The organism is Kineococcus aurantiacus, from assembly GCF_013409345.1.
Classification (GTDB): Bacteria; Actinomycetota; Actinomycetes; order Actinomycetales; family Kineococcaceae; genus Kineococcus; species Kineococcus aurantiacus.
This window is the reverse complement of record NZ_JACCBB010000001.1, coordinates 2468551-2490406: the sequence shown is the minus strand read 5'-3', so window position 1 is coordinate 2490406 and position 21856 is coordinate 2468551. Positions and strand designations below refer to the sequence as shown.

The following is a 21856-nucleotide window of genomic DNA, read 5'->3' as shown; positions in this document are numbered from 1 at the left end:
TGGTAGACAAGTGATCGGCTTATTAGTACCGGTCAGCTCCACAACTCGCTAGTCGTTGCTTCCACACCCGGCCTATCAACCCCGTCATCTCCAGGGAGCCTCCCACCCCACAAGGGGCACGGAAACCTCATCTCGAAGCAGGCTTCCCGCTTAGATGCCTTCAGCGGTTATCCCTTCCGAACGTAGCCAACCAGCCATGCCCTTGGCAGGACAACTGGCACACCAGAGGTTCGTCCGTCCCGGTCCTCTCGTACTAGGGACAGCCCTTCTCAAGTTTCCAACGCGCGCAGCGGATAGGGACCGAACTGTCTCACGACGTTCTAAACCCAGCTCGCGTACCGCTTTAATGGGCGAACAGCCCAACCCTTGGGACCTACTCCAGCCCCAGGATGCGACGAGCCGACATCGAGGTGCCAAACCATGCCGTCGATATGGACTCTTGGGCAAGATCAGCCTGTTATCCCCGGGGTACCTTTTATCCGTTGAGCGACCGCGATTCCACACTCCACGGCCGGATCACTAGTCCCGACTTTCGTCCCTGCTCGACATGTCTGTCTCACAGTCAAGCTCCCTTGTGCACTTACACTCAACACCTGATTGCCAACCAGGCTGAGGGAACCTTTGGGCGCCTCCGTTACTCTTTAGGAGGCAACCGCCCCAGTTAAACTACCCACCAGGCACTGTCCCTGATCCGGATCACGGACCGAAGTTAGACATCCAGAACGACCAGAGTGGTATTTCAACGATGACTCCACACCCACTAGCGTGAGCGCTTCACAGTCTCCCACCTATCCTACACAAGCCGTCCCGAACACCAATACCAAGCTATAGTGAAGGTCCCGGGGTCTTTCCGTCCTGCTGCGCGTAACGAGCATCTTTACTCGTAGTGCAATTTCGCCGAGTTCGCGGTTGAGACAGCAGGGAAGTCGTTACGCCATTCGTGCAGGTCGGAACTTACCCGACAAGGAATTTCGCTACCTTAGGATGGTTATAGTTACCACCGCCGTTTACTGGCGCTTAAGTTCTCAGCGTCCCCACGTGAGTGGGTAACCGGTCCCCTTAACGTTCCAGCACCGGGCAGGCGTCAGTCCGTATACATCGTCTTACGACTTCGCACGGACCTGTGTTTTTAGTAAACAGTCGCTTCCCCCTGGTCTCTGCGGCCCTCAAACGCTAGTGAGCAAGTCACTTCACGCCTCAGGCCCCCCTTCTCCCGAAGTTACGGGGGCATTTTGCCGAGTTCCTTAACCACGATTCACTCGCACGCCTCGGTATTCTCTACCTGACCACCTGAGTCGGTTTAGGGTACGGGCGGCTCGAACCTCGCGCCGAGGCTTTTCTAGACAGCATGGGATCACCCTACTTCCCCCCTACGGGGTCACCATCAGGTCTCAGGCCCGACATCAAAGTCAGAGGTGCGGATTTGCCAACACCTCGCCCTACACCCTTGGACGTGGACAACCATCGCCACGCGGAAGCTACCCTCCTGCGTCACCCCTGTTAATACGCTTGACTACTACCGGATCGGGCCACACGCTCCACCCACCCGCGCCCGAAGGCAACGAGGGGCTTTGGGTGCTTAGCATCCCCGGCCTCGCCATGGACGGTTCTACACCGGTACGGGAATATCAACCCGTTGTCCATCGACTACGCCTGTCGGCCTCGCCTTAGGTCCCGACTTACCCAGGGCGGATGAACCTGGCCCTGGAACCCTTGGTCAATCGGCGGACGGGGTTCTCACCCGTCATTCGCTACTCATGCCTGCATTCTCACTCGCGTGCAGTCCACAACGGGTCACCCCCCTGCTTCACCCCACACACGACGCTCCCCTACCCACCCACACACCTGCCCCAGCCGGCCAGACCACACATCCGAAGACATGCCGTCATCCGTACTGGAGGGGTTCACATGTGAGTGCCACAGCTTCGGCGGTGTACTTGAGCCCCGCTACATTGTCGGCGCGGAATCACTTGACCAGTGAGCTATTACGCACTCTTTCAAGGGTGGCTGCTTCTAAGCCAACCTCCTGGTTGTCTGCGCAACTCCACATCCTTTCCCACTTAGCACACGCTTAGGGGCCTTAGCTGATGATCTGGGCTGTTTCCCTCTCGACTACGAAGCTTATCCCCCGCAGTCTCACTGCCACGCTCTCACTTACCGGCATTCGGAGTTTGGCTGACGTCAGTAACCCGGTGGGGCCCATCGGCCATCCAGTAGCTCTACCTCCGGCAAGAAACACGCGACGCTGCACCTAAATGCATTTCGGGGAGAACCAGCTATCACGGAGTTTGATTGGCCTTTCACCCCTACCCACAGCTCATCCCCCAGGTTTTCAACCCTGGTGGGTTCGGTCCTCCACGCGGTCTTACCCGCGCTTCAACCTGGCCATGGGTAGATCACTCCGCTTCGGGTCTAGAGCACGCGACTAAGAACGCCCTCTTCGGACTCGCTTTCGCTACGGCTACCCCACCCGGGTTAACCTCGCCACGCACCACTAACTCGCAGGCTCATTCTTCAAAAGGCACGCCGTCACAGGTACAAGCCTGCTCCGACGGATTGTAGGCACACGGTTTCAGGTACTATTTCACTCCCCTCCCGGGGTGCTTTTCACCATTCCCTCACGGTACTTGTCCGCTATCGGTCATCAGGAAGTATTTAGGCTTACCAGGTGGTCCTGGCAGATTCACACGAGATTCCACGAGCCCCGTGCTACTCGGGAGGCGCTCCCAGGGAGGCCGCGATGTTTCACCTACGGGGGTCTCACCCACTACGCCGGACCATCCCAGGCCCTTCGGCTACACCACGACTTTCTCACTCCCCGAACCGGTGGTAGCCGGCTCCGAAACACTCCCACAACCCCGCCACCGCAACCCCTACCAGGTCTCACACGGAAACGGTTTAGCCTCATCCGCTTTCGCTCGCCACTACTCACGGAATCACTGTTGTTTTCTCTTCCTGTGGGTACTGAGATGTTTCACTTCCCCACGTTCCCTCCACACACCCTATACATTCAGGTGCGGGTGACCGCCCATGACGACGGCCGGGTTCCCCCATTCGGACATCCTCGGATCACCGTTCGGTTGCCAACTCCCCGAGGCTTAACGCAGGCTCCCACGTCCTTCATCGGCTCCTGATGCCAAGGCATCCACCATGCGCCCTTACACACTTGACCACCACACACCACCCACCACCACACCCACCAACACCACGAAGGCACTGATGACAGAACCGAAGTCCCAACGGCGACGAACGATGCGCAGATCAAGAGGCAAACAATCATAAAAACCACAAAGACACTCAAACCCACCCCGAGTCACCCCAGAGCAAAGGTTTGAGATCAGAGGATCTACTCGACGAACACCACTACAAAAGATGTTCGCGTCCACTGTGCAGTTCTCAACAGACAACCCGACACCCACCCCTACACGACCCGCACCAGACACCGCGCATCCCCCGAAGAGAACCCACAGCCGATGTGCAAAGCCAGGACAGGCCCAGACCTAGAGTTCACGACCTTCCGGCCGGTCCCTCAGGACCCAACAGTGCGCCAGGTGCCCACCTCAACCCCCACCGTCTGTTCCATCCACCCACCGCAAGCGATGAGGAGGAGTACTGAGACGAGAAAGCGTCGATGAGCACCGTGTTGATGTTCCACCCTCGAGCACCAGCCGCCGAACACATGCCGGCTGAAACTGGTCCACCCACACCCGCCCCCACCCCGGACGACGCCGGCGTGAAGTACTGCGAGTGTGGTTGATGCTCCTTAGAAAGGAGGTGATCCAGCCGCACCTTCCGGTACGGCTACCTTGTTACGACTTCGTCCCAATCGCCAGTCCCACCTTCGACAGCTCCCCCCCTGACGGGTTGGGCCACCGGCTTCGGGTGTTACCGACTTTCATGACGTGACGGGCGGTGTGTACAAGGCCCGGGAACGTATTCACCGCAGCGTTGCTGATCTGCGATTACTAGCGACTCCGACTTCACGGGGTCGAGTTGCAGACCCCGATCCGAACTGAGACCAGCTTTTTGGGATTCGCTCCACCTCACGGTATCGCAGCCCTCTGTACTGGCCATTGTAGCATGCGTGAAGCCCAAGACATAAGGGGCATGATGATTTGACGTCATCCCCACCTTCCTCCGAGTTGACCCCGGCAGTCTCCCATGAGTCCCCACCCGAAGTGCTGGCAACATGGAACGAGGGTTGCGCTCGTTGCGGGACTTAACCCAACATCTCACGACACGAGCTGACGACAACCATGCACCACCTGTACGCGACCAACTAAATGACACCCCATCTCTGGGATTCCACCGCGCATGTCAAGCCTTGGTAAGGTTCTTCGCGTTGCATCGAATTAATCCGCATGCTCCGCCGCTTGTGCGGGCCCCCGTCAATTCCTTTGAGTTTTAGCCTTGCGGCCGTACTCCCCAGGCGGGGCGCTTAATGCGTTAGCTGCGGCACGGAATCCGTGGAATGGACCCCACACCTAGCGCCCAACGTTTACGGCATGGACTACCAGGGTATCTAATCCTGTTCGCTCCCCATGCTTTCGCTCCTCAGCGTCAGTAACTGCCCAGAGACCCGCCTTCGCCACCGGTGTTCCTCCTGATATCTGCGCATTTCACCGCTACACCAGGAATTCCAGTCTCCCCTACAGCACTCAAGTGTGCCCGTACCCACTGCAAGCTCAGAGTTGAGCCCTGAGTTTTCACAGCAGACGCGACACACCGCCTACGAGCTCTTTACGCCCAATAATTCCGGACAACGCTTGCACCCTACGTATTACCGCGGCTGCTGGCACGTAGTTAGCCGGTGCTTCTTCTGCTCCTACCGTCACTTGCGCTTCTTCGGAGCTGAAAGAGGTTTACAACCCGAAGGCCGTCATCCCTCACGCGGCGTCGCTGCATCAGGCTTTCGCCCATTGTGCAATATTCCCCACTGCTGCCTCCCGTAGGAGTCTGGGCCGTGTCTCAGTCCCAGTGTGGCCGGTCGCCCTCTCAGGCCGGCTACCCGTCGTCGCCTTGGTAGGCCATTACCCCACCAACAAGCTGATAGGCCGCGAGCCCATCCCCAGCCGAAAAACTTTCCACCCGCACTCGATGCCGAGGCAGGTCGTATCCGGTATTAGCCACCGTTTCCAGTGGTTGTCCCAGAGCCAGGGGCAGGTTGCTCACGTGTTACTCACCCGTTCGCCACTGATCCCCCCCGAAGGGGTTCACCGTTCGACTTGCATGTGTTAAGCACGCCGCCAGCGTTCGTCCTGAGCCAGGATCAAACTCTCCGTCGAAAAACCATCCGCAACCACCCAAACCGGCCCGAAGACCAGCCAAGCAGCCACGTAGATCATTTCACTTCATAGTCGACCCTTGGACTCGAAACTCCACCCCCCACTGGCGTGAAAGAGGCGGAGGTCAATCCCAAAGGAATCCCCGATCCCCACCCACACAGGAGCGAGAACCATTGGGGGTTAATGCATTGGCATCAACATTTATGGCACACTGTTGAGTTCTCAAGAACCGGACGCACCCACCCCGACCCGACCCCCAGACGAGGGCCAGCGGAAGAGGGGCAACTTTCCCACCTTAACCAGACACCAGGCCAAACTGCAACCCAGCCCCGATCGAGGCTTCCGGTGTCGCCAGCCCCGTGTCGGACCCTCCGGCTTGTGACCCTCGGCGTCCGCCCCGTTGCTCCCGGCGACATGAAGAACATTAGACGGGGAGGCGACGAGGAGGCAAATCGCCGACCCCCCGAACGGGCGACCTGTTGCGCTGCAACGGATCAGTCCCTCCTGATCACCTACGACTCGACGTCTGGGGGTCTCTTGGGAGACTGGTGAGGTGACCGAGGCCACTGAGTCCCACGAGCCGGCGCCCGACCGCACCACCGACCAGCACGCGGGGCACCGCAGCGCCGAGCACGCGCGGATGGCCGAGTCCCCCGGGGCCGACGGTCCCTGGCGCCTGTGGGGGCCCTACGTCTCCGGCCGGCAGTGGGGCACCGTCCGGGAGGACTACACCCCCACCGGTGACGCCTGGACCGCCTTCCCCTTCGACCAGGCGCGCTCCCGGGCCTACCGCTGGGGCGAGGACGGCCTGGGGGCCGTCTGCGACCGCTTCGGCTTCCTCAACCTCGGCGTCGCCCTGTGGAACCGCAAGGACCCCTTCCTCAAGGAACGCCTCTTCGGCCTCACCAACGGCGAGGGCAACCACGGCGAGGACGCCAAGGAGTACTGGTGGGCCGTGGACGGCACCCCCAGCCACTCCTGGATGAAGTGGCTCTACCGCTACCCGCAGGCCGAGTTCCCCTACGCGCAGCTGCGCGAGGAGAACGCCCGCCGCGGGCGCGACGAGCGCGAGTACGAGCTCGGGGACACCGGGGTCCTCGACGAGAACCGCTTCTTCGACGTCGAGGTCACCTACGCCAAGGCCGGGCCCGACGACCTGTGCATGGTCGTCTCGGCGACCAACCACGGACCCGACCCCGCCCCCCTGGACCTCGTCCCGCAGGTCTGGTTCCGCAACACCTGGGCCTGGGGCTGGGACCGCCGCCGCGGCACCATGACGCAGGTCCTGCCCCCCACGCTCGCCGTCGGCGGCCTCGAGGACGTCGAGTGCGAGCACGGCCACCTCGGGCGGTACCACGTCAGCGCCGAGGGCTCGCCCGAGGTGCTGTTCTGCGAGAACGAGACCAACCTCGTGGAGCTCTTCGGAGCCGCCTCCAACCCCACCGCCTTCACCAAGGACGGCATCGACCGGCGCATCGTGCACGGGGACACCACCGCCGTGAACCCCCGCCGCGAGGGCACCAAGGCCGCCTTCTGGTACTCCTTCGACTCCGTCGCCCCCGGGGAGACCGTCCAGGTCCGCCTGCGCCTGTCGCCCCACGCCCCCGGCCGCAGCACCTTCGGGCCCGGGTACGACGCCGTCCTGCGCGACCGGCAGGCCGAGGCCGACGAGTTCTACGACCACGTCATCCACCCCGCCCTGTCCGACTCCGACCGGCACATCGCCCGGCGCGCCTACGCGGGACTGCTGTGGACCAAGCAGCTCTACCGCTACGACGTCCGCCAGTGGCTCGGCGGCGACCCCGAGACCGAACCGGCCCCCGAGTCGCGCAAGGCCCGCGGCGCCCGCAACGTCGCCTGGACGCACCTGTCCCTGGCCGACGTCATCTCCATGCCCGACGAGTGGGAGTACCCCTGGTTCGCCGCCTGGGACCTCGCCTTCCACGCCATCCCCCTGGCCCACGTCGACCCCGACTTCGCCAAGGAACAGCTCGTCCTCATGTGCCGCGAGTGGTCCATGCACCCCAACGGGCAGCTGCCCGCCTACGAGTGGGCCTTCGGCGACGTCAACCCTCCCGTCCACGCCTGGGCCGCCTGGCACGTCTACCGCCTCGACGGCTACCGGGACCAGGGCTTCCTCGTCCGCGTCTTCACCAAGCTGCTGCTGAACTTCTCCTGGTGGGTCAACCGCAAGGACGCCAGCGGGTCCAACCTCTTCGAGGGCGGCTTCCTGGGCATGGACAACATCGGCCTGTTCGACCGCTCCGCCGAGCTGCCGCCCGGGTACCGGCTCGAGCAGTCCGACGCCACCAGCTGGATGGCCTTCTACTGCCAGCAGATGTTCAAGATCGCCCTGGAGCTGTCGCGGCACGACCCCGCCTGGGAGGACGCCGCGACGAAGTTCCTCGAGCACTTCCTGTCCATCGCCCAGGCCCTGACCAGCTTCGGCGCCACCGACACCAGCCTGTGGGACGAGGAGGACGGCTTCTTCTACGACGTCCTGCTGCACCCCGACGGCACCGCCGAACCCATGCGCGTGCCGTCCATGGTCGGCCTCCTGCCCATCCTCGGCGCCACCGACGTGCCGTCCTGGATCGCCGAGGAGACCCCCGACCTCACGGCCCGGCTGCGCTGGCTGCAGAAGCGCCGCCCCGACCTGACCCTGCCGCTGCTGACGCGCTCCACCCCCGAGGGCCGGCAGATGCTCCTCTCGCTCGTCGACCGGCCCCGCCTCGTGCGGCTGCTCGAACGCGCCTTCGACCCCGACCAGTTCCTGTCCCCCTACGGCCTGCGGTCGCTGTCGGCCGCGGTCAAGGAGGAGGTCTGGACGTCGGTGCAGGGGCAGAGCTTCTCGCTCGTCTACGAGCCCGGCGAGTCGCACACCGGGATGTTCGGCGGCAACTCCAACTGGCGCGGGCCGATCTGGTTCCCCGTCAACGTCCTGGTCGCCGACAAGCTGCGGACGCTGGGCCGCTTCTTCGGCGACGACCTGACCATCGAGGTCCCCCGCGGCTCCGGGCGGCGCATCAACCTCGTCCAGGCCGCCGACCTCATCGACAACAGCCTGGTCAACCTCTTCCGCCCCGTCGATGGCCGCCGCCCCGCCGACGGGCAGCGCATCGAGGCCACCGACGACCCGCTGTGGCGCGACCACATCACGTTCAACGAGTACTTCGACGGCGACACCGGCGAAGGCCTGGGGGCCACCCACCAGACCGGCTGGACCGCCCTCGTCGCGCACCTGCTGCACCCCCGGCTGCCGCTGACACCGCCGGGACGATGAGGGGACCGGCGGGGGGCCGGAGGCGTCGATGACGTCGACGGCACCGCTCGCGCTGCTCATCGCCGTGGCCGCGGCGATCACCGCGGCCACGGGCGTCCTGACCTTCCGGCGGCGCCGGGACACCCCCGCCGCCGTGCCGCTCACCCTGGCGCTGGCCGCCGTCACGGTGTGGGCGCTCGCGGTCGTGCTGCTCAACGCCGGCGTGCCCCGGCCGTGGCTGGACCTGCTGGTCGTGCCGCAGTTCCTCGGCGTCGGCGTCACCGTGCTCGCGCTGCGCCTGTTCGTCGACGCCGCCAGCGGACGCGCGGCCCGCCGGGGCCGCACCCTGGCCCTGTGCGTCGAACCGGCGCTGCTGCTGGTCGCGGTGCTCGTCGACCCCTGGACGCACTGGTTCCACGCCACCGTCGAGCACGTCGGCGACCCCGAGCGGCGCGTCGTCAGCGCCGGGCCGCTGTTCTGGGTCCACACCGCGTACAGCTACGCCGTCGTCCTCGGCGCCGCCTCCACCGTCTGGCAGCTGCGCCGCGGCACCCGCGACCTGCTGCGGCGGCAGGCCACCACCATGCTCGCCGCGATCGCCGTCCCCTTCGCCGCCAACCTCGCCGTCGTGTTCCTCGGCGACGTCGTCGAGGTCGACGTGACGCCGCTGGCCTTCGCCGCCACGGGCGTCCTGTTCGCCTACGCCGTGCTCCAGCAGGACCTGCTGCGGCTCGTGCCCGTCGCCCGGTCCCTCGTCGTCGAGACCGTCGCGGACGCCGTGTTCGTGCTCGACGCCCGCGAACGGCTCGTCGACGTCAACCCCGCCGGCCGCCGGCTCCTGCGCCGGGGCGGGGACGTCGTGGGCGAGCCGTTCGCCCGCTCCGCCGACCCCGCGCTCGTGCGGGCCGTCGGCGACGGCGAGGCCGAGGTCGTCGTCCGGCTGCCCGGCGGGACCGACGTCGACGTGCGCACCCGCCGGCTGCGCGACGAGCGGGGACGGCACCTCGGGCGGGTCGTCGTGGCCCGCGACGTCACCGACCAGCTCCGGGCCGCGCGGGACCTCGAACGCGCCAACGCGCAGCTGCGCGCGCAGCTGGTCACCATCGAGGCGCTGCGCACCGAGCTGGCCGAGGAGGCCGCCCGCGACCCGCTCACGGGCCTGCGCAACCGGCGCCGCTTCGTCGACGACCTGCGGACCCGGCTCGCCGCCTCCGCCGCCACCGGGGAGCCGCTGTCGCTCGTGCTGCTCGACGTCGACCACTTCAAGGCCGTCAACGACACCCACGGCCACGCCGTCGGCGACGAGGTCCTCGTCGAGGTGGCGCGGGCGCTGGCCGCGCACGCCCGGCCCGAGGACGTCGTCCGCTACGGCGGGGAGGAGTTCGTCGTCCTCCTGCCCCGCGTCGACGCCCGCGCCGCCCGGGCGCGGGCCGAGGAGCTGCGGGTGGCGTGCGCCGCGGTGCGCGTGGAGGTCGAGGAGCTGCGCGTCACCGTCAGCGCCGGGGTCGCCACCGCCCCCGACCACGGGGGCACCCCGGACGAGCTCCTGCTCGCCGCCGACCGGGCCCTCTACGAGGCCAAGGAGGGCGGTCGCGACCAGGTGGCGCTCGCCGACTGAGCCGCGGGGGCGGTCACCAGATGCGGACGCGCTCGGCCGGATCCAGCCACAGCCCGTCGCCGGGGGCGGTGCCGAACGCGTCGTGGAACTCGTCGAGGTTGCGCACGACCGCGTTGCAGCGGAACTCCGGCGGGGAGTGCGGGTCGATCGCCAGGCGGCGCTCCACCTCGGCCGGGCGGACCTTGCCGCACCACACCTTCGCCCACCCGAAGAACAGCCGCTGGCTGCCCGTGAGCCCGTCCACGACGGGGGCCTCCCGGCCGCCGAGGGCGATCTCGTAGGCCTTGTGCGCGATGGTCAGGCCACCGAGGTCACCGATGTTCTCCCCCACCGTGAGGGAGCCGTTGACGTGCTTGCCGGGGGTCTCGGGGGGTTCGAGGGCGTCGTACTGGGCGACGAGCGCCTGCGTGCGCTCGCCGAACTCGGCGCGGTCGGCGTCGGTCCACCAGTCGTTGAGGTTGCCCAGGCCGTCGTACTTCGAGCCCTGGTCGTCGAAGCCGTGGCCGATCTCGTGCCCGATGACGGCGCCGATGCCGCCGTAGTTCTCGGCGTCGTCGGCGTCCAGGGAGAAGAACGGCGGGCGCAGGATCGCCGCGGGGAAGACGATCTCGTTCATGCCCGGGTTGTAGTAGGCGTTGACCGTCTGCGGGGTCATGAACCACTCGTCGCGGTCCACGGGGGACCCCAGCTTGGCCAGCTCGCGGTCGACCTCGAAGGCGAAGGCGCGGCGGACGTTGCCGAGCAGGTCCTCGCGGTCGATCGTCAGGGCCGAGTAGTCGCGCCAGGTGTCGGGGTGGCCGATCTTGGGCGTGAACTGCCCGAGCTTCTCCAGCGCGCGGTCCTTGGTCTCGCGCGTCATCCAGTCCAGCGCCTCGATGTCCTGGCGGTAGGCCTCGACGAGGTTGGCGACGAGCTCGGTCATGCGGGCCTTGGCGGCCGGGGGGAAGTGCTCGGCGACGTACAGCTCGCCCAGGGCCTCGCCGAGGTTGCCCTCGACGAGCCCGACCCCGCGCTTCCAGCGCTCGCGCAGCTGCGGGGCGCCGGTCAGGGTCGTGCCGTAGAAGGCGAAGTTCTCCTCGACGAAGTCGGCGGACAGGAACGCGGCGCCCTGGTGCAGGACGCGCCAGCCCAGCCACTCCTTCCACGTCTGCACGGGGGTCGAGAGCAGCACCTCGGCCATGCCCGTCAGGTAGCTGGGCTGGCGCACGACGACGTGGGCGAAGGCGGAGCCGGGCAGCTCGGCCGCCTCCAGCCAGGCCGCGAGGTCGATGCCGGGCAGCAGGGCCTCCAGGCCCGCGCGGTCCACCTTGTTGTACGTCGCGTTGGCGTCGCGGTTCCGCACGCGGTCCCAGTGGTGGGCCGCGAGCGCCGTCTCCAGCTCCAGGACGCGCCGGGCCGAACCGGCCGGGTCCTCGCGGTGGCCCAGGGCGAGGATGCGCTCGACGTGGCCCACGTAGGCCTCGCGGACCGCGGCGTACTGCTCCTCGCGGTAGTACGACTCGTCGGGCAGGCCCAGGCCGGCCTGGGTGACGTACACGACGTACTCGTCGGACTTGGCGTTGTCGGTGTCGACCCAGTAGGCGAAGGGGCCGCCGACGCCGGAGCGCTCGAAGGCGCCGAGCTGGCGCACGAGCCCGGCGTGGTCGGTGACGGCGTCGACGGCGGCCAGCTCGGGGTCCAGCGGGGTGGCGCCGAGGGCCTCGATCCGGTCGGTGTCCATGAAGCTGGCGTACAGGTCGCCGATCTTCTGCCGGACCGTGCCGGGGGCGGCCTCGCCCCGGGCGGCGGCGGCCGCGGCGGCCTCGACGATGGTGCGGCACTCGGCCTCGGACTGGTCCCGCAGCCGGATGAAGGCGCCGTCGACGGCGCGGTCGGCGGGGATCTCGGTCGTGGCGAGCCACCGGCCGTTGACGTGCCGGAAGAGGTCGTCCTGGGGACGGGTCGACGGGTCGACGTCGCTGCCCGCGGGCTGGGCGTCCGTGATCGAGCTCATGCGGCCACCCTAGGCCTGATCTTCCGCGAGACCGAGAGGAGGAGGACCACGTTGAGCACGACCGCGGCGCCCACGACGACGCCCATGGCGTGCTCGTCGCCGCCGAGGAGCCCCACGAGGACGCCCACCAGGCCACCGACGCCGGACTGCAGCGCGGTCACCAGCGCCGCGGCCGCACCGGCGCTGTCGCCGTAGGGCTCCAGGGCCAGCGTCACCGCGTTGGGCATGATCAGGCCCAGGGCGAGCAGCAGCAGGTACAGCGGGGCGGCGAACAGGACCAGCTGGTCGGTGCGGGCCAGCAGCGCGGCCGCCAGGGCCAGCCCGAAGACGAGGGCGGCCACGACCCCGACCCGCAGCAGGCGGGCGGAGCCGAAACGCTCCACGAGGGCCGCGTTGAGCTGGGTGCCGCCGACGAGGGCGGTGCCGTTGATCGCGAAGTAGACGGCGAAGCCGGTCCCGCTGAGGCCGAAGCCGTCCTGCAGGACGAACACCGACGTCGAGACGTAGGCCATGATCGTCGCCAGCGCCAGGCCCGGCATGGCCGCGAAGGCCAGGAACCGGCCGTCGCGCAGCAGGGCGCCGTAGCCGGTGAAGGTGCGCAGCACCCGGCCCGGCCGCGGCGGGGTGACGGGGGCGCGCTCGGGCTCGGCGCGCGCCTGGGCGGCGGTGTCGGTGAGCTCGGGCCGGGTCTCGGGCAGCCGGCGCCACACGGCGACCAGGACGCCGAGGCCTGCGACGGCGAGCAGCGCCAGGACGGGCCGCCAGCCGGTGTGCGCGGCGATGGCGCCGCCGACGGTGGGCGCGAACAGGGGCGCGACCCCGATGACGAGCACGAGGCGGGACTGCAGCCGAGCCGCGGCGGGACCGGTGAACAGGTCGCGGATGACGGCCATGCCGACGACGGCCCCGGCCGAGGCGCCGATCCCGGACAGGACGCGGAAGGCGACGAGGGTGGGCAGGTTCGGGGCGATCGCGCACAGCAGGGTGGCGACGACGTAGACGGAGAACCCGACGGCGGCCGGCTTGCGGCGCCCGAAGGCGTCCGAGAGCGGGCCGACGACGAGCTGGCCGAAGCCGGCGCCCACGAGGACGCCGGTGATCGTCAGCTGGGTGCGGGCCTCGGTGGTGCTCAGGTCGACCGCGACCTGCGGCAGGGAGGGCAGGTAGAGGTCGATCGTCACGGCGCCGAGCGCGGCCATGGCGCCGAGCAGGACGACGAGACCGACCGTCGAGGGGGTGCGGGGGGTGGCGCGGGCGGCGGTGGCGCGGGCGGAGCGCTGGGTGGGGGGCGCGGTCATGCGCAGTGGGTCCTCGGGGGCGTCGCGGTGGTGCTCCGCACGGCGCTGGACGGGGCGTGACGCGGCGAGACGCCGCCGTCGCCTTCAACCCTAGGGCGAAGGGGGCGGCGGCGTCTCGTCCGATCCGGGTCTCAGTCCCGCCGGTGGGGGCGGTCGGCCTTGACGGGGAACTCCCCGGTGTAGCCGGCGCGTTCCTCGGCGGCGGCCAGGACGCGCTTGCGGACGGCGAACCAGCCCAGGACGAGCAGCGGCACGATGACGCCGAGGGCGTAGACCGTGGGGCGGCTCTCGGAGTCGTAGGCCATGATCGCCAGGACGGCGACGAGGAAGGCCAGGACGAGGTAGCCGGTGTACGGGGCGCCGAACATCCGGTAGTGCGGGCGCTGGACGATCCCGGCCTTCGCCCACTTGTGCAGCTTCAGCTGGCACAGCACGATCGTGCCCCAGCTGGCGATGATGCCCAGGGCCGAGGCGTTCAGGACGATCTCGAAGGCCCGCCCGGGGGCGACGTAGTTCAGGACGACGCCCAGGACCGCGACGGCGCCGGTGATGGCGATGCCCCCGAAGGGCACGCCGCCGCCGTTGAGCTTGGCGGCGAAGCGCGGGGCCGAGCCGTTCATGGCCATCGAGCGGACGATGCGGCCCGTGGAGTACAGGCCCGCGTTGAGGCTGGACAGCGCCGAGGTGAGGACGACGAAGTTCATGACGTCGCCGGCGCCCGGGACGCCGATCTTGGAGAAGAACGTCACGAAGGGGCTCTCGTCGGCGCTGTAGGCGGTGTACGGCAGCAGCAGCGCGAGCAGGACGAGGGACCCGCAGTAGAAGACGACGATGCGGACGATGACGGTGTTGATGGCCCGCGGCATGATCTTCTCGGGGTTCTCGGTCTCCCCGGCGGCGGTGCCGACGAGCTCGACCGCGGCGTAGGCGAAGACGACCCCGGAGATCACCACGACGAGCGGGACGGCCCCGGTGGGGAACCAGCCGCCGCTGTCGCGGACGACGCTCAGGCCCGTGGTCTGCCCCTCGACGGGGAAGCGGCCGGCGAGGAAGACGACGCCGATCACCAGGAACGCGGTGAGCGCGACGACCTTGATGAGGGCGAACCAGAACTCCATCTCGCCGAAGATCTTCACCGAGACGAGGTTGAGGCCCAGGACCACGACGAGGGCGGCGAGCGCCAGCAGCCACTGCGGGGCGGAGCTGAAGGCGCTCCAGTAGTGCAGGTAGAGGGCGATGGCGGTGATGTCGACGATGGCCGTCATCGCCCAGTTGAACCAGTACATCCAGCCGGCCACGAAGGCGGCCTTCTCCCCGTAGAACTCCCGGGCGTAGGAGACGAAGGAGCCCGAGGAGGGGCGGTGCAGGACCAGCTCACCCAGCGCCCGCAGCATGAGGAAGACGAAGAAGCCGCAGACGCCGTACACGATGAACAGGCCCGGGCCGGCGGTGGACAGGCGTCCCCCCGCGCCCAGGAACAGGCCGGTGCCGATGGCACCGCCGATGGCGATCATCTGGAGCTGGCGGTTCTTCAGGCTCTTGTGGAGCCCGCCGTCCTCGTGGGAGAAGTCGCGCTGGACGGTGGCTTGCGCCGTCCCGCTCCCCTGGTCGTCGACTGGCATGCGGTTCCCTTCCCGTGACGGACTGGATCGGGGAAGGCAACCACTTCCGACTCCGCGCCGCACGCCCGGCGCGCCGCACGGGCCGTGCTCAGGCGGTGACGGCGAGCAGCGCGTCGAAGGTGTACTCGTCGACGATCGGGGTCCCGTGGGCCAGGGCGGCGCGCACGGCGGCCTCCCCGGACCCGGCGTCGTTGGCGATCAGGACGTCGGTGCGGTCGGTGACGGCGGCCTCGACGCGCAGGCCGGCCCGCTGCGCGCGGACGACGAGGTCGGCCCGCGGGGCGAGGAAGTGGCCGCTGAAGGCGATGCGCTGACCGGGGTGGAGGGTCACGTCCCGGTGATCGGCAGACCGGGACGCGACCTTGACGTCAGGCGCGGTCCTGCGCCGGGCGGGCGCCGGGGACGGCGCGGCGGGCCTGGGTGGGGACGGTGCCGGTGGAGCGGCGCGCGCGGGTGACCAGGACGAGCCCGGCGACCCCGGCCAGCACGACGAGGGCGGCGTAGCCGTCGACGACCGCGCGCAGCCCCAGGTGCGGGGCGAGGAACCCGGCGACGACGGCCGGCAGCCCGAACGCCAGGTAGCTGACGACGTAGACGGCCGACAGGACCCCGGCGCGCTCGTGGGCGGGGGCGGTGCCCAGGACGGCGCGCAGCGCGCCCTGGAAACCGGCCCCGAAGCCGACGCCGGACAGCAGGGCCCCGGCGAAGAACACCGCGACGGAGGTGAGGTTCAGGCCCAGGGTCATGACCAGGGGCCCGACGACGAGCCCGCCCATGCCGAGGGCGACGACCCGGTCGGGGGCGTGGTGGCGGGTGAGGAGGCCGGTCAGGGCGCCGACCCCGGCGACGGAGGCGACGACGAGACCGCCGGCGACGTGGTTGGTCAGGCCGAGGACCCCGGCGACGACGGAGGGCCCCAGGCCCATGCACAGCCCGCCCAGGCCCCAGCTGCCGAGGAAGCCGGGCAGGGCGGTGGTGAAGGCGCGGCGGGAGGCGGCGGGCAGGCGCACGACGGGTTTGAGCGAGCGCAGCGCCCCGGGGACGGGGGCGACGACGTCGGGGGTGCACCAGACGGCGACGAACGCGCCGGCGAGCAGGACGGCCAGCACGAGGTAGGTCAGCTCGGTGGGGGCCGGGCCGAACTGGACGAGCAGCCCGGAGCCCAGGCCGCCGGCCATGAGGCCCACGGGCGGGGTGGCGCCGTTGACGAGCTGGGCCAGCGGGGCGCGGGTGGGACCGGCCAGGTCCAGCAGCCAGGCGCCGAGGGCGCCGATGGCGGTGCCGGTGGAGAAGCCCTGCAGGGCGCGGCCGAGGACGAGGGTGGTGACGTCGCCGGCCTGGGAGAACACCAGCATGGAGGCGATGACCCCGACGAGGGCGGCGAGGACGACGCGGCGGCGGCCGAGGTGGTCCGACAGGGAGCCCACGGTGAGCAGCGCGACGAGCAGGACGGCGGCGTAGACGGCGAAGACGACCGTGACGGCCGCCGGTCCGGCGCCCCACAGCTCCTCGTAGACGGGGAAGATCGGCGAGGGGGCCGAGCTCGCCGCGACGAGCACCCCGAGGGTGAGGGTGATGAGGGTGAAACCCGTGCGGGTTCCCGGTCTGGGGGACACGTGCGCTCCAGGAGTTCGGGGAGGTGTCTCCAGGAAACTACTCCGGCGCCCTCGTTAACGCAACGCGGATTGCGTTAAGGTGGGGCCATGACGCCGACGATGGCGCGTCCGGGCGGACGCAGCGCGAAGGTCACGGCCGCGGTCCACCGCGCCGTCGTGGAACTGCTCGCCGAGGGCGACCCCCTGACCATCCCCCAGGTCGCCGCCCGCGCCGGCGTCAACGCCACCAGCGTCTACCGGCGCTGGGGCGACGTCGGCGCCCTGCTCGCCGACACCGCCCTCGTCCGCTTCGGCACCAGCGGCGACGTCCCCGACACCGGGTCCCTGCGCGGGGACCTGCACGCCTGGGGCACCGCCCTCGTCGCCGAGGCCGCCCGCCCCGAGGAACTGGCCCTGCTGCGGGCCGCCGTCGCCGCCGGGCCCGCCGACCCCGGCGCCCCCGCGGGGTTCGAGTCCGCCTGCTCGGCCTGCCTCGTGGGCCGCAGCACCCAGGCCGAGGCCATCGTCGCCGCCGCCGCCCGGCGCGGGGAGGAGGCGCCCACCACCACCCGGGTGCTGGACCACCTCGTCGCCCCCGTCTACTTCCGGGCCCTGTTCGGCCTGCCCGCCCCCTCCGTCGACGTCCTCGTCGAACTGCTCGTCGAACGCCTCGTCGCCCCCGCCACCGCCCAGGCCGCTCCCAGCGCCCTCGGCTAGGTTCTGGCCATGGGTGTGACTCTCGCCAAGGGTGGAAACGTCTCGCTGGCCAAGGTGGCCCCGAACCTCACCGAAGCGCTCGTCGGCCTCGGCTGGGACGTGCGCACCACCACCGGCCTCGACTTCGACCTCGACGCCAGCGCCCTCCTGCTCGGCGCGGGCGGCAAGGTCCTGTCCGACGCGCACTTCGTGTTCTACAACCAGCTCGCCAGCCCCGAGGGCTCCGTCCGGCACACCGGCGACAACCGCACCGGGGAGGGCGAGGGCGACGACGAGAGCATCGAGGTCGACCTGCTGTCGGTGCCCGCGCAGGTCGAGAAGATCGTCTTCGCCGTCTCCATCCACGACGCCGAAGCGCGCCGGCAGAGCTTCGGGCAGGTCGTCAACGCCTTCATCCGGCTCGTCAACCGCGTCGACGGCAGCGAGGTCGTCCGCTACGACCTGTCCGAGGACGCCTCCACCGAGACGGCCATGGTGTTCGGGGAGCTGTACCGCCACAGCGGGGAGTGGAAGTTCCGCGCCGTCGGGCAGGGGTACGCCTCGGGGCTGCGGGGGATCGCGCAGGACTTCGGGGTGGACGTCGCCTGAGGGAGCGCGATCGTTGTGACAACGCTGCCGATCACCGCGAGCGTTGTCACAACGATCCGGACCCCTCCCGGCGCCGGGGGTCAGATCGCGCAGCCGTCCGGGCCGCACGCGCCGTCGGCGGACCCGTCCCCGACGAGGGTGAGCGGGCGGGACTCGGCCCACGCCCGCTGCAGCACCTGCAGGAACTGCTCCGCCGGCTGCGCGCCGGAGACCCCGTACCTGCGGTCCACGACGAAGAACGGCACCCCGCGCGCGCCCAGCGCCGACGCCTCGGCGACGTCCGCGCGCACGTCGGCCAGGTAGCGGTCCTCGGCCAGGACCGCGCGCGCCTCGTCGGCGTCCAGCCCCGCCTCGGCGGCCAGCCGCACGAGCGTGTCCACGTCGCCCAGCGGCTCGCCCTCGGTGAAGTGCGCCCGCAGGAGGCGCTCCTTCACCGCGCCCTGGACCCCGCGCTCACCCGCCAGGTGCAGGAGCTGGTGCGCGGCGACGGTGTTCGCCGGGACCGACACGTCCTGGTGGAACTCCAGCCCCTCCGCGGCCGCCGTCTCGTCGACGTGGGCCACCATCCGCTGGACCTCCTGCACCGGCCGGCCGAACTTCGCCGCGAGCCGGCGCGCGTGGGCGTCGCTGGGGCCCGCGGCCCGCTCGGTCACCGACACCGCCGTCGGGTCCAGCTCGAACGACCGCCACACCACCTCGACGTCGTCGGCGTGCTCGAAGTCGCGCAACGCGCTCTCGAACCGGCGCTTGCCGATGTAGCACCACGGGCAGACGACGTCGGACCAGATCTCCACCTTCACCCCGGCGGCAACCGCCGTCCCGGCCCGCCTGTTCCGGCGCCACCCGGACGGCCGCACGCCTCGGGTTCAGGGTCAGGGGTCGGGGTCAGTCCCCGCCGCTGCTGGAGTCGTGGCTGCGCGCGTGGCTCCAGCCGGAGTGGTGGGAGTCCAGGGAGATCGTGCGGTTCGCCGCACCGGGACGGTCACCCGGTTTGGCCCGCGCGCAGGAGCGGCCCACCAGGGCGGCCACCAGGACGATCACCGCGAACGAGACGAGAAGGGTCATCGGGGCCCCTTTCGGCCGGGAGCCCTCCCGCGGGGGCTCGATGACCAACGGTGGCACGCCGGGCGCGTCCGCGCTAGACGTCACCGCGCCGGTGGGTGACGACCCGGAACCGCGGCCCCGCCGTCGAGGTCGTCCACGGCCCCGTCTCCACCGGCCGCCACGGCGGGCCCACCCGCGGCGCGCGCGCGTCCCCGTCGACCACCAGGTCCACCTCGGTCACCACGAGAACGTCGGCGACCGGGAGCGCCGCCTCGTAGACGGCGCTTCCGCCGACCACCCACACGTCCCCGGGGACGGCCAGGGCGGCGGCGAGGTCGGTGAGCACCTCCGCGCCGGGCGGCTCGTACGCGCCGTCGCGGGACAGCACGAGGTTCCGGCGCCCGGGCAGGGGGCGGAACCGGGCCGGCAGGGACTCCCACGTGGCGCGGCCCATGACGACGGTCGCCCCGGCCGTCAGCCGGGAGAAGTGGGCCAGGTCCTCCGGGACGCGCCACGGGATGCGGCCCCCGGCCCCGATGACCCCGTTGGCGGACTGGGCCCAGACGAGGCCGATCACACCGCCACGGGAGCCTTGATCGCGGGGTGGTGCCGGTAGCCGACGACCTCGAGGTCCTCGTACTGGACGTCGAACAGGCCCTTGCGCGCCACCTGCAGCCGCGGGAAGGGGTACGGCGTGCGGGTGAGCTGCTCGCGCACCTGCTCGACGTGGTTGTCGTAGACGTGGCAGTCGCCGCCGGTCCAGATGAAGTCGCCCGGCTCCAGGCCCACCTCGGCGGCCACGAGCGTCGTGAGCAGCGCGTAGCTGGCGATGTTGAACGGCACGCCCAGGAACAGGTCAGCCGAGCGCTGGTACAGCTGGCAGGACAGCTTCCCGTCGGCGACGTGGAACTGGAAGAAGGCGTGGCAGGGGGCCAGCGCCATCTTGCCGAGGTCGGCGACGTTCCACGCGGAGACGACCATGCGCCGGGAGTCGGGGTCGGTCCGCAGGGTGTGCAGGACCTCGGCGACCTGGTCGACGTGCCGGCCGTCGGGCGTGGGCCAGGACCGCCACTGGACGCCGTAGACGGGGCCGAGGTCGCCGTTCTCGTCGGCCCACTCGTCCCAGATCGTCACGCCGCGCTCCTGCAGCCAGCGCACGTTGCCGTCCCCGCGCAGGAACCACAGCAGCTCGAGGGCGACGGACTTGAAGTGGACGCGCTTGGTGGTGACCAGCGGGAAGCCCTGCGACAGGTCGTAGCGCAGCTGGTGGCCGAAGACGCTGCGGGTGCCCGTGCCGGTGCGGTCGGACTTGGGGGTGCCGGTGGCCAGGACGTGGCGCAGCAGGTCCTCGTACTGGGTGTCCACGCGCGGGTCGGTGGTCGTCATCTCAGGCCTCCACGGTCGCGTCGAAGTTCGAGTCGTCGGCGACCTCGCCGCGCACGACCGCGGCCAGCCGCGCCAGCCACGCCGCGCCGGCCGCGTCGTGGACGGTGCGCCGGGGCACGAGGACGGGGTAGAGGGTGGCGGGGACGCCGTCGGCGGGGCGCACGTCGACGTGGGCGACGACGTGGCCCTGGGCGTGCAGCCAGTCGGCCATCGCGTAGTCGGTGCGGGAGTCGCCGACCGTGCGCCAGGCCGCGGGCAGCGGGCCGTCCTGCGCCAGCAACCGCAGCGCCGTCTCGGCGCCGCGGTCCTTGCCGAGCAGCACGGACTCGACGTCGGTGGAGATGATCGTGGGGTCGATGCGCCAGTCGACGGCGCCGTGGGCGTCGGGGACGCTGACGCCCTTCCAGGTGACGCCGAGGTCGAGGTCGGCGAACACCTGCAGCGCGGCCTTCTCGAACTCCGGCTGACGGCCCAGGTAGGTCGCGGAGTCGACGTCGAGGCGCTGCTCCAGGGAGACCATGGCGCGCTTGCCCTCGTCGACGAACAGGACGTCGCCGAAGCCCTCGCGGGCCAAGGCCTCCAGCCGCCGCACGGCCTCGGCGGGGACGGCCAGGTCCTCGTCGACCTCGATCGGGCCGATGCCGTCGGCGGTGACGCTGAAGGACACCGCCCCCTTCTCGCAGACCGCGTGCAGCCGGGCCGCCGCGGGCAGCCCCGCGGCCAGGACCGGCCCCACGACCTGCTCGCGCAGGAACGCGTCGGAGCGGCCCGTGTTGAACACGACCGGGATCCCGGCGGCCAGCAGCTCCAGGAGGCTGTCCAGGAGGCCGGGGGCGCTGATCGAGCGGGTCACGGGGCTGGCGATCGGCCCGTCGACGTCGAGGAGGAGGCCGAAGGGCGGGGCGGTCGTCACGCCCCGATCCTGCCACCCGCGCGAGGGTGCGAGGCGGTGGCGGGCCCCGGCGGCTACTCGGCGACGACGGAGCGGCGGTCGCGTTCGGCCAGGACGCCGTCCCAGTCGACGCCGCAGGCGGCGGCGAGGGCGCGCAGGTCGGTCAGCGCAGCGGCGCGCAGGTCCTCGGCCAGGCCCGCGGCGGCCTCGTCGGAGCCCGCCGCGACGGCGTGGAGCTGGTCGAGGTAGCCGGCCAGGGCGGTGACGCGGTCCGCGACGGGCGCCTGCGGCTGGGGGTGGTCGGTGTCGGTCACCCCCACAGGGTGGCGGCTGCGGGAGGGGTCGGCGAGAGCAGGCGCGGTGGCTCCCCGCACCGGGCCCGGGGTGCGCCGACGCGGGCGGGGGGGCTGACGCTGGAGGAGCACCGGGCGCAGCACCCGGACCGGTGCGCGGACGGCTCGCCGGTCGAGGTGCCCCGAGGCTCGGGTGAGGGCGTCGACGACCGCCCGCACGACGGTGAACGGGAGCTCCAGGATCCCCCCGGCGGCGGAGAGCA

General features: G+C 70.0%; 15 protein-coding genes and 2 rRNA genes. 4 read left to right on the top strand and 13 right to left on the bottom strand.

The genetic code is table 11. The features are described 5' to 3' along the window. Positions 1-2 precede the first annotated feature (2 nt). Together BJ968_RS12055 and BJ968_RS12050 are read right to left on the bottom strand one after the other, a co-directional pair. Positions 3-3172 (bottom strand): 23S ribosomal RNA (locus BJ968_RS12055). A gap of 595 nt (positions 3173-3767) precedes the next feature. Continuing rightward, positions 3768-5285: ribosomal RNA gene (locus tag BJ968_RS12050) — 16S ribosomal RNA — on the bottom strand. Together the 16S and 23S rRNA genes form the textbook arrangement of a ribosomal RNA operon. 640 nt (positions 5286-5925) lie before the next feature. Between BJ968_RS12050 and BJ968_RS12045 the strand changes: the two genes are divergently transcribed. Next, entirely contained in the window at positions 5926-8568 is a 2643-nt protein-coding gene (locus BJ968_RS12045; protein ID WP_179756604.1) for an MGH1-like glycoside hydrolase domain-containing protein, read from the top strand. Positions 8569-8596: 28 nt separating this feature from the next. Next, on the top strand, positions 8597-10165 hold the full coding sequence (locus tag BJ968_RS12040; protein WP_179752136.1) for a GGDEF domain-containing protein: 1569 nt from the start codon (positions 8597-8599) through the stop codon (positions 10163-10165). A 13-nt stretch (positions 10166-10178) separates the two neighbouring features. On the opposite strand, the gene BJ968_RS12035 is transcribed toward BJ968_RS12040, so the two are convergent. The 5 genes from BJ968_RS12035 to BJ968_RS12015 all read right to left on the bottom strand — a co-directional run bounded on the left by BJ968_RS12035 (position 10179) and on the right by BJ968_RS12015 (position 16694). Continuing rightward, positions 10179-12158, bottom strand: a complete 1980-nt coding sequence (locus BJ968_RS12035; protein ID WP_218885014.1) for a M13 family metallopeptidase — start codon at positions 12156-12158, stop codon at positions 10179-10181. Continuing rightward, positions 12155-13456 carry a multidrug effflux MFS transporter gene (locus tag BJ968_RS12030; protein WP_179752134.1) on the bottom strand — a complete coding sequence of 434 codons (1302 nt, stop codon included), beginning with the start codon at positions 13454-13456 and terminating at the stop codon, positions 12155-12157. Before BJ968_RS12030 ends, BJ968_RS12035 begins: the two co-directional genes overlap by 4 nt. A 131-nt stretch (positions 13457-13587) precedes the next feature. Beyond that, positions 13588-15078 carry an amino acid permease gene (locus tag BJ968_RS12025; RefSeq protein ID WP_179752132.1) on the bottom strand — a complete coding sequence of 497 codons (1491 nt, stop codon included), beginning with the start codon at positions 15076-15078 and terminating at the stop codon, positions 13588-13590. An 88-nt stretch (positions 15079-15166) separates the two neighbouring features. After that, positions 15167-15409: a hypothetical protein gene (locus BJ968_RS12020; protein ID WP_179752130.1), complete on the bottom strand. Its 243-nt coding sequence runs from the start codon at positions 15407-15409 to the stop codon at positions 15167-15169. Positions 15410-15446: 37 nt separating this feature from the next. Beyond that, positions 15447-16694: an MFS transporter gene (locus tag BJ968_RS12015; RefSeq protein WP_179752128.1), complete on the bottom strand. Its 1248-nt coding sequence runs from the start codon at positions 16692-16694 to the stop codon at positions 15447-15449. An 87-nt stretch (positions 16695-16781) separates the two neighbouring features. Here BJ968_RS12015 and BJ968_RS12010 point away from each other — a divergent pair, with 87 nt between their 5' ends. Together BJ968_RS12010 and BJ968_RS12005 are read left to right on the top strand one after the other, a co-directional pair. Continuing rightward, the gene (locus BJ968_RS12010; RefSeq protein ID WP_179752126.1) at positions 16782-17390 is read left to right on the top strand and encodes a TetR/AcrR family transcriptional regulator C-terminal ligand-binding domain-containing protein; all 609 of its coding nucleotides are present in this window, start codon (positions 16782-16784) and stop codon (positions 17388-17390) included. A 9-nt stretch (positions 17391-17399) separates the two neighbouring features. Continuing rightward, complete coding sequence (locus BJ968_RS12005) at positions 17400-17978, top strand: TerD family protein (RefSeq protein WP_179752124.1); 579 nt, start codon at positions 17400-17402, stop codon at positions 17976-17978. An 80-nt stretch (positions 17979-18058) separates the two neighbouring features. Here the strand turns inward: BJ968_RS12005 and BJ968_RS12000 are convergent, their stop codons facing one another. The 6 genes from BJ968_RS12000 to BJ968_RS11975 form a co-directional block, all read right to left on the bottom strand. Further along, complete coding sequence (locus tag BJ968_RS12000; protein WP_425491493.1) at positions 18059-18835, bottom strand: DsbA family oxidoreductase; 777 nt, start codon at positions 18833-18835, stop codon at positions 18059-18061. Positions 18836-18863: 28 nt separating this feature from the next. Continuing rightward, positions 18864-19043, bottom strand: a complete 180-nt coding sequence (locus BJ968_RS11995) for a hypothetical protein (protein WP_179752119.1) — start codon at positions 19041-19043, stop codon at positions 18864-18866. A 73-nt stretch (positions 19044-19116) separates the two neighbouring features. Beyond that, a complete protein-coding gene (locus tag BJ968_RS11990; protein WP_179752117.1) occupies positions 19117-19599 on the bottom strand; it encodes a dihydrofolate reductase in 483 nt (160 codons plus the stop codon). After that, positions 19596-20408 (bottom strand): thymidylate synthase, encoded by an 813-nt coding sequence (locus tag BJ968_RS11985; protein ID WP_179752114.1) that lies wholly within the window; start codon positions 20406-20408, stop codon positions 19596-19598. Before BJ968_RS11985 ends, BJ968_RS11990 begins: the two co-directional genes overlap by 4 nt. A 1-nt stretch (position 20409) precedes the next feature. Next, a complete protein-coding gene (locus tag BJ968_RS11980) occupies positions 20410-21321 on the bottom strand; it encodes a Cof-type HAD-IIB family hydrolase (RefSeq protein ID WP_179752111.1) in 912 nt (303 codons plus the stop codon). Positions 21322-21374: 53 nt separating this feature from the next. Continuing rightward, the gene (locus BJ968_RS11975; protein WP_179752109.1) at positions 21375-21614 is read right to left on the bottom strand and encodes a hypothetical protein; all 240 of its coding nucleotides are present in this window, start codon (positions 21612-21614) and stop codon (positions 21375-21377) included. Between the last annotated feature and the right edge of the window lie 242 nt (positions 21615-21856).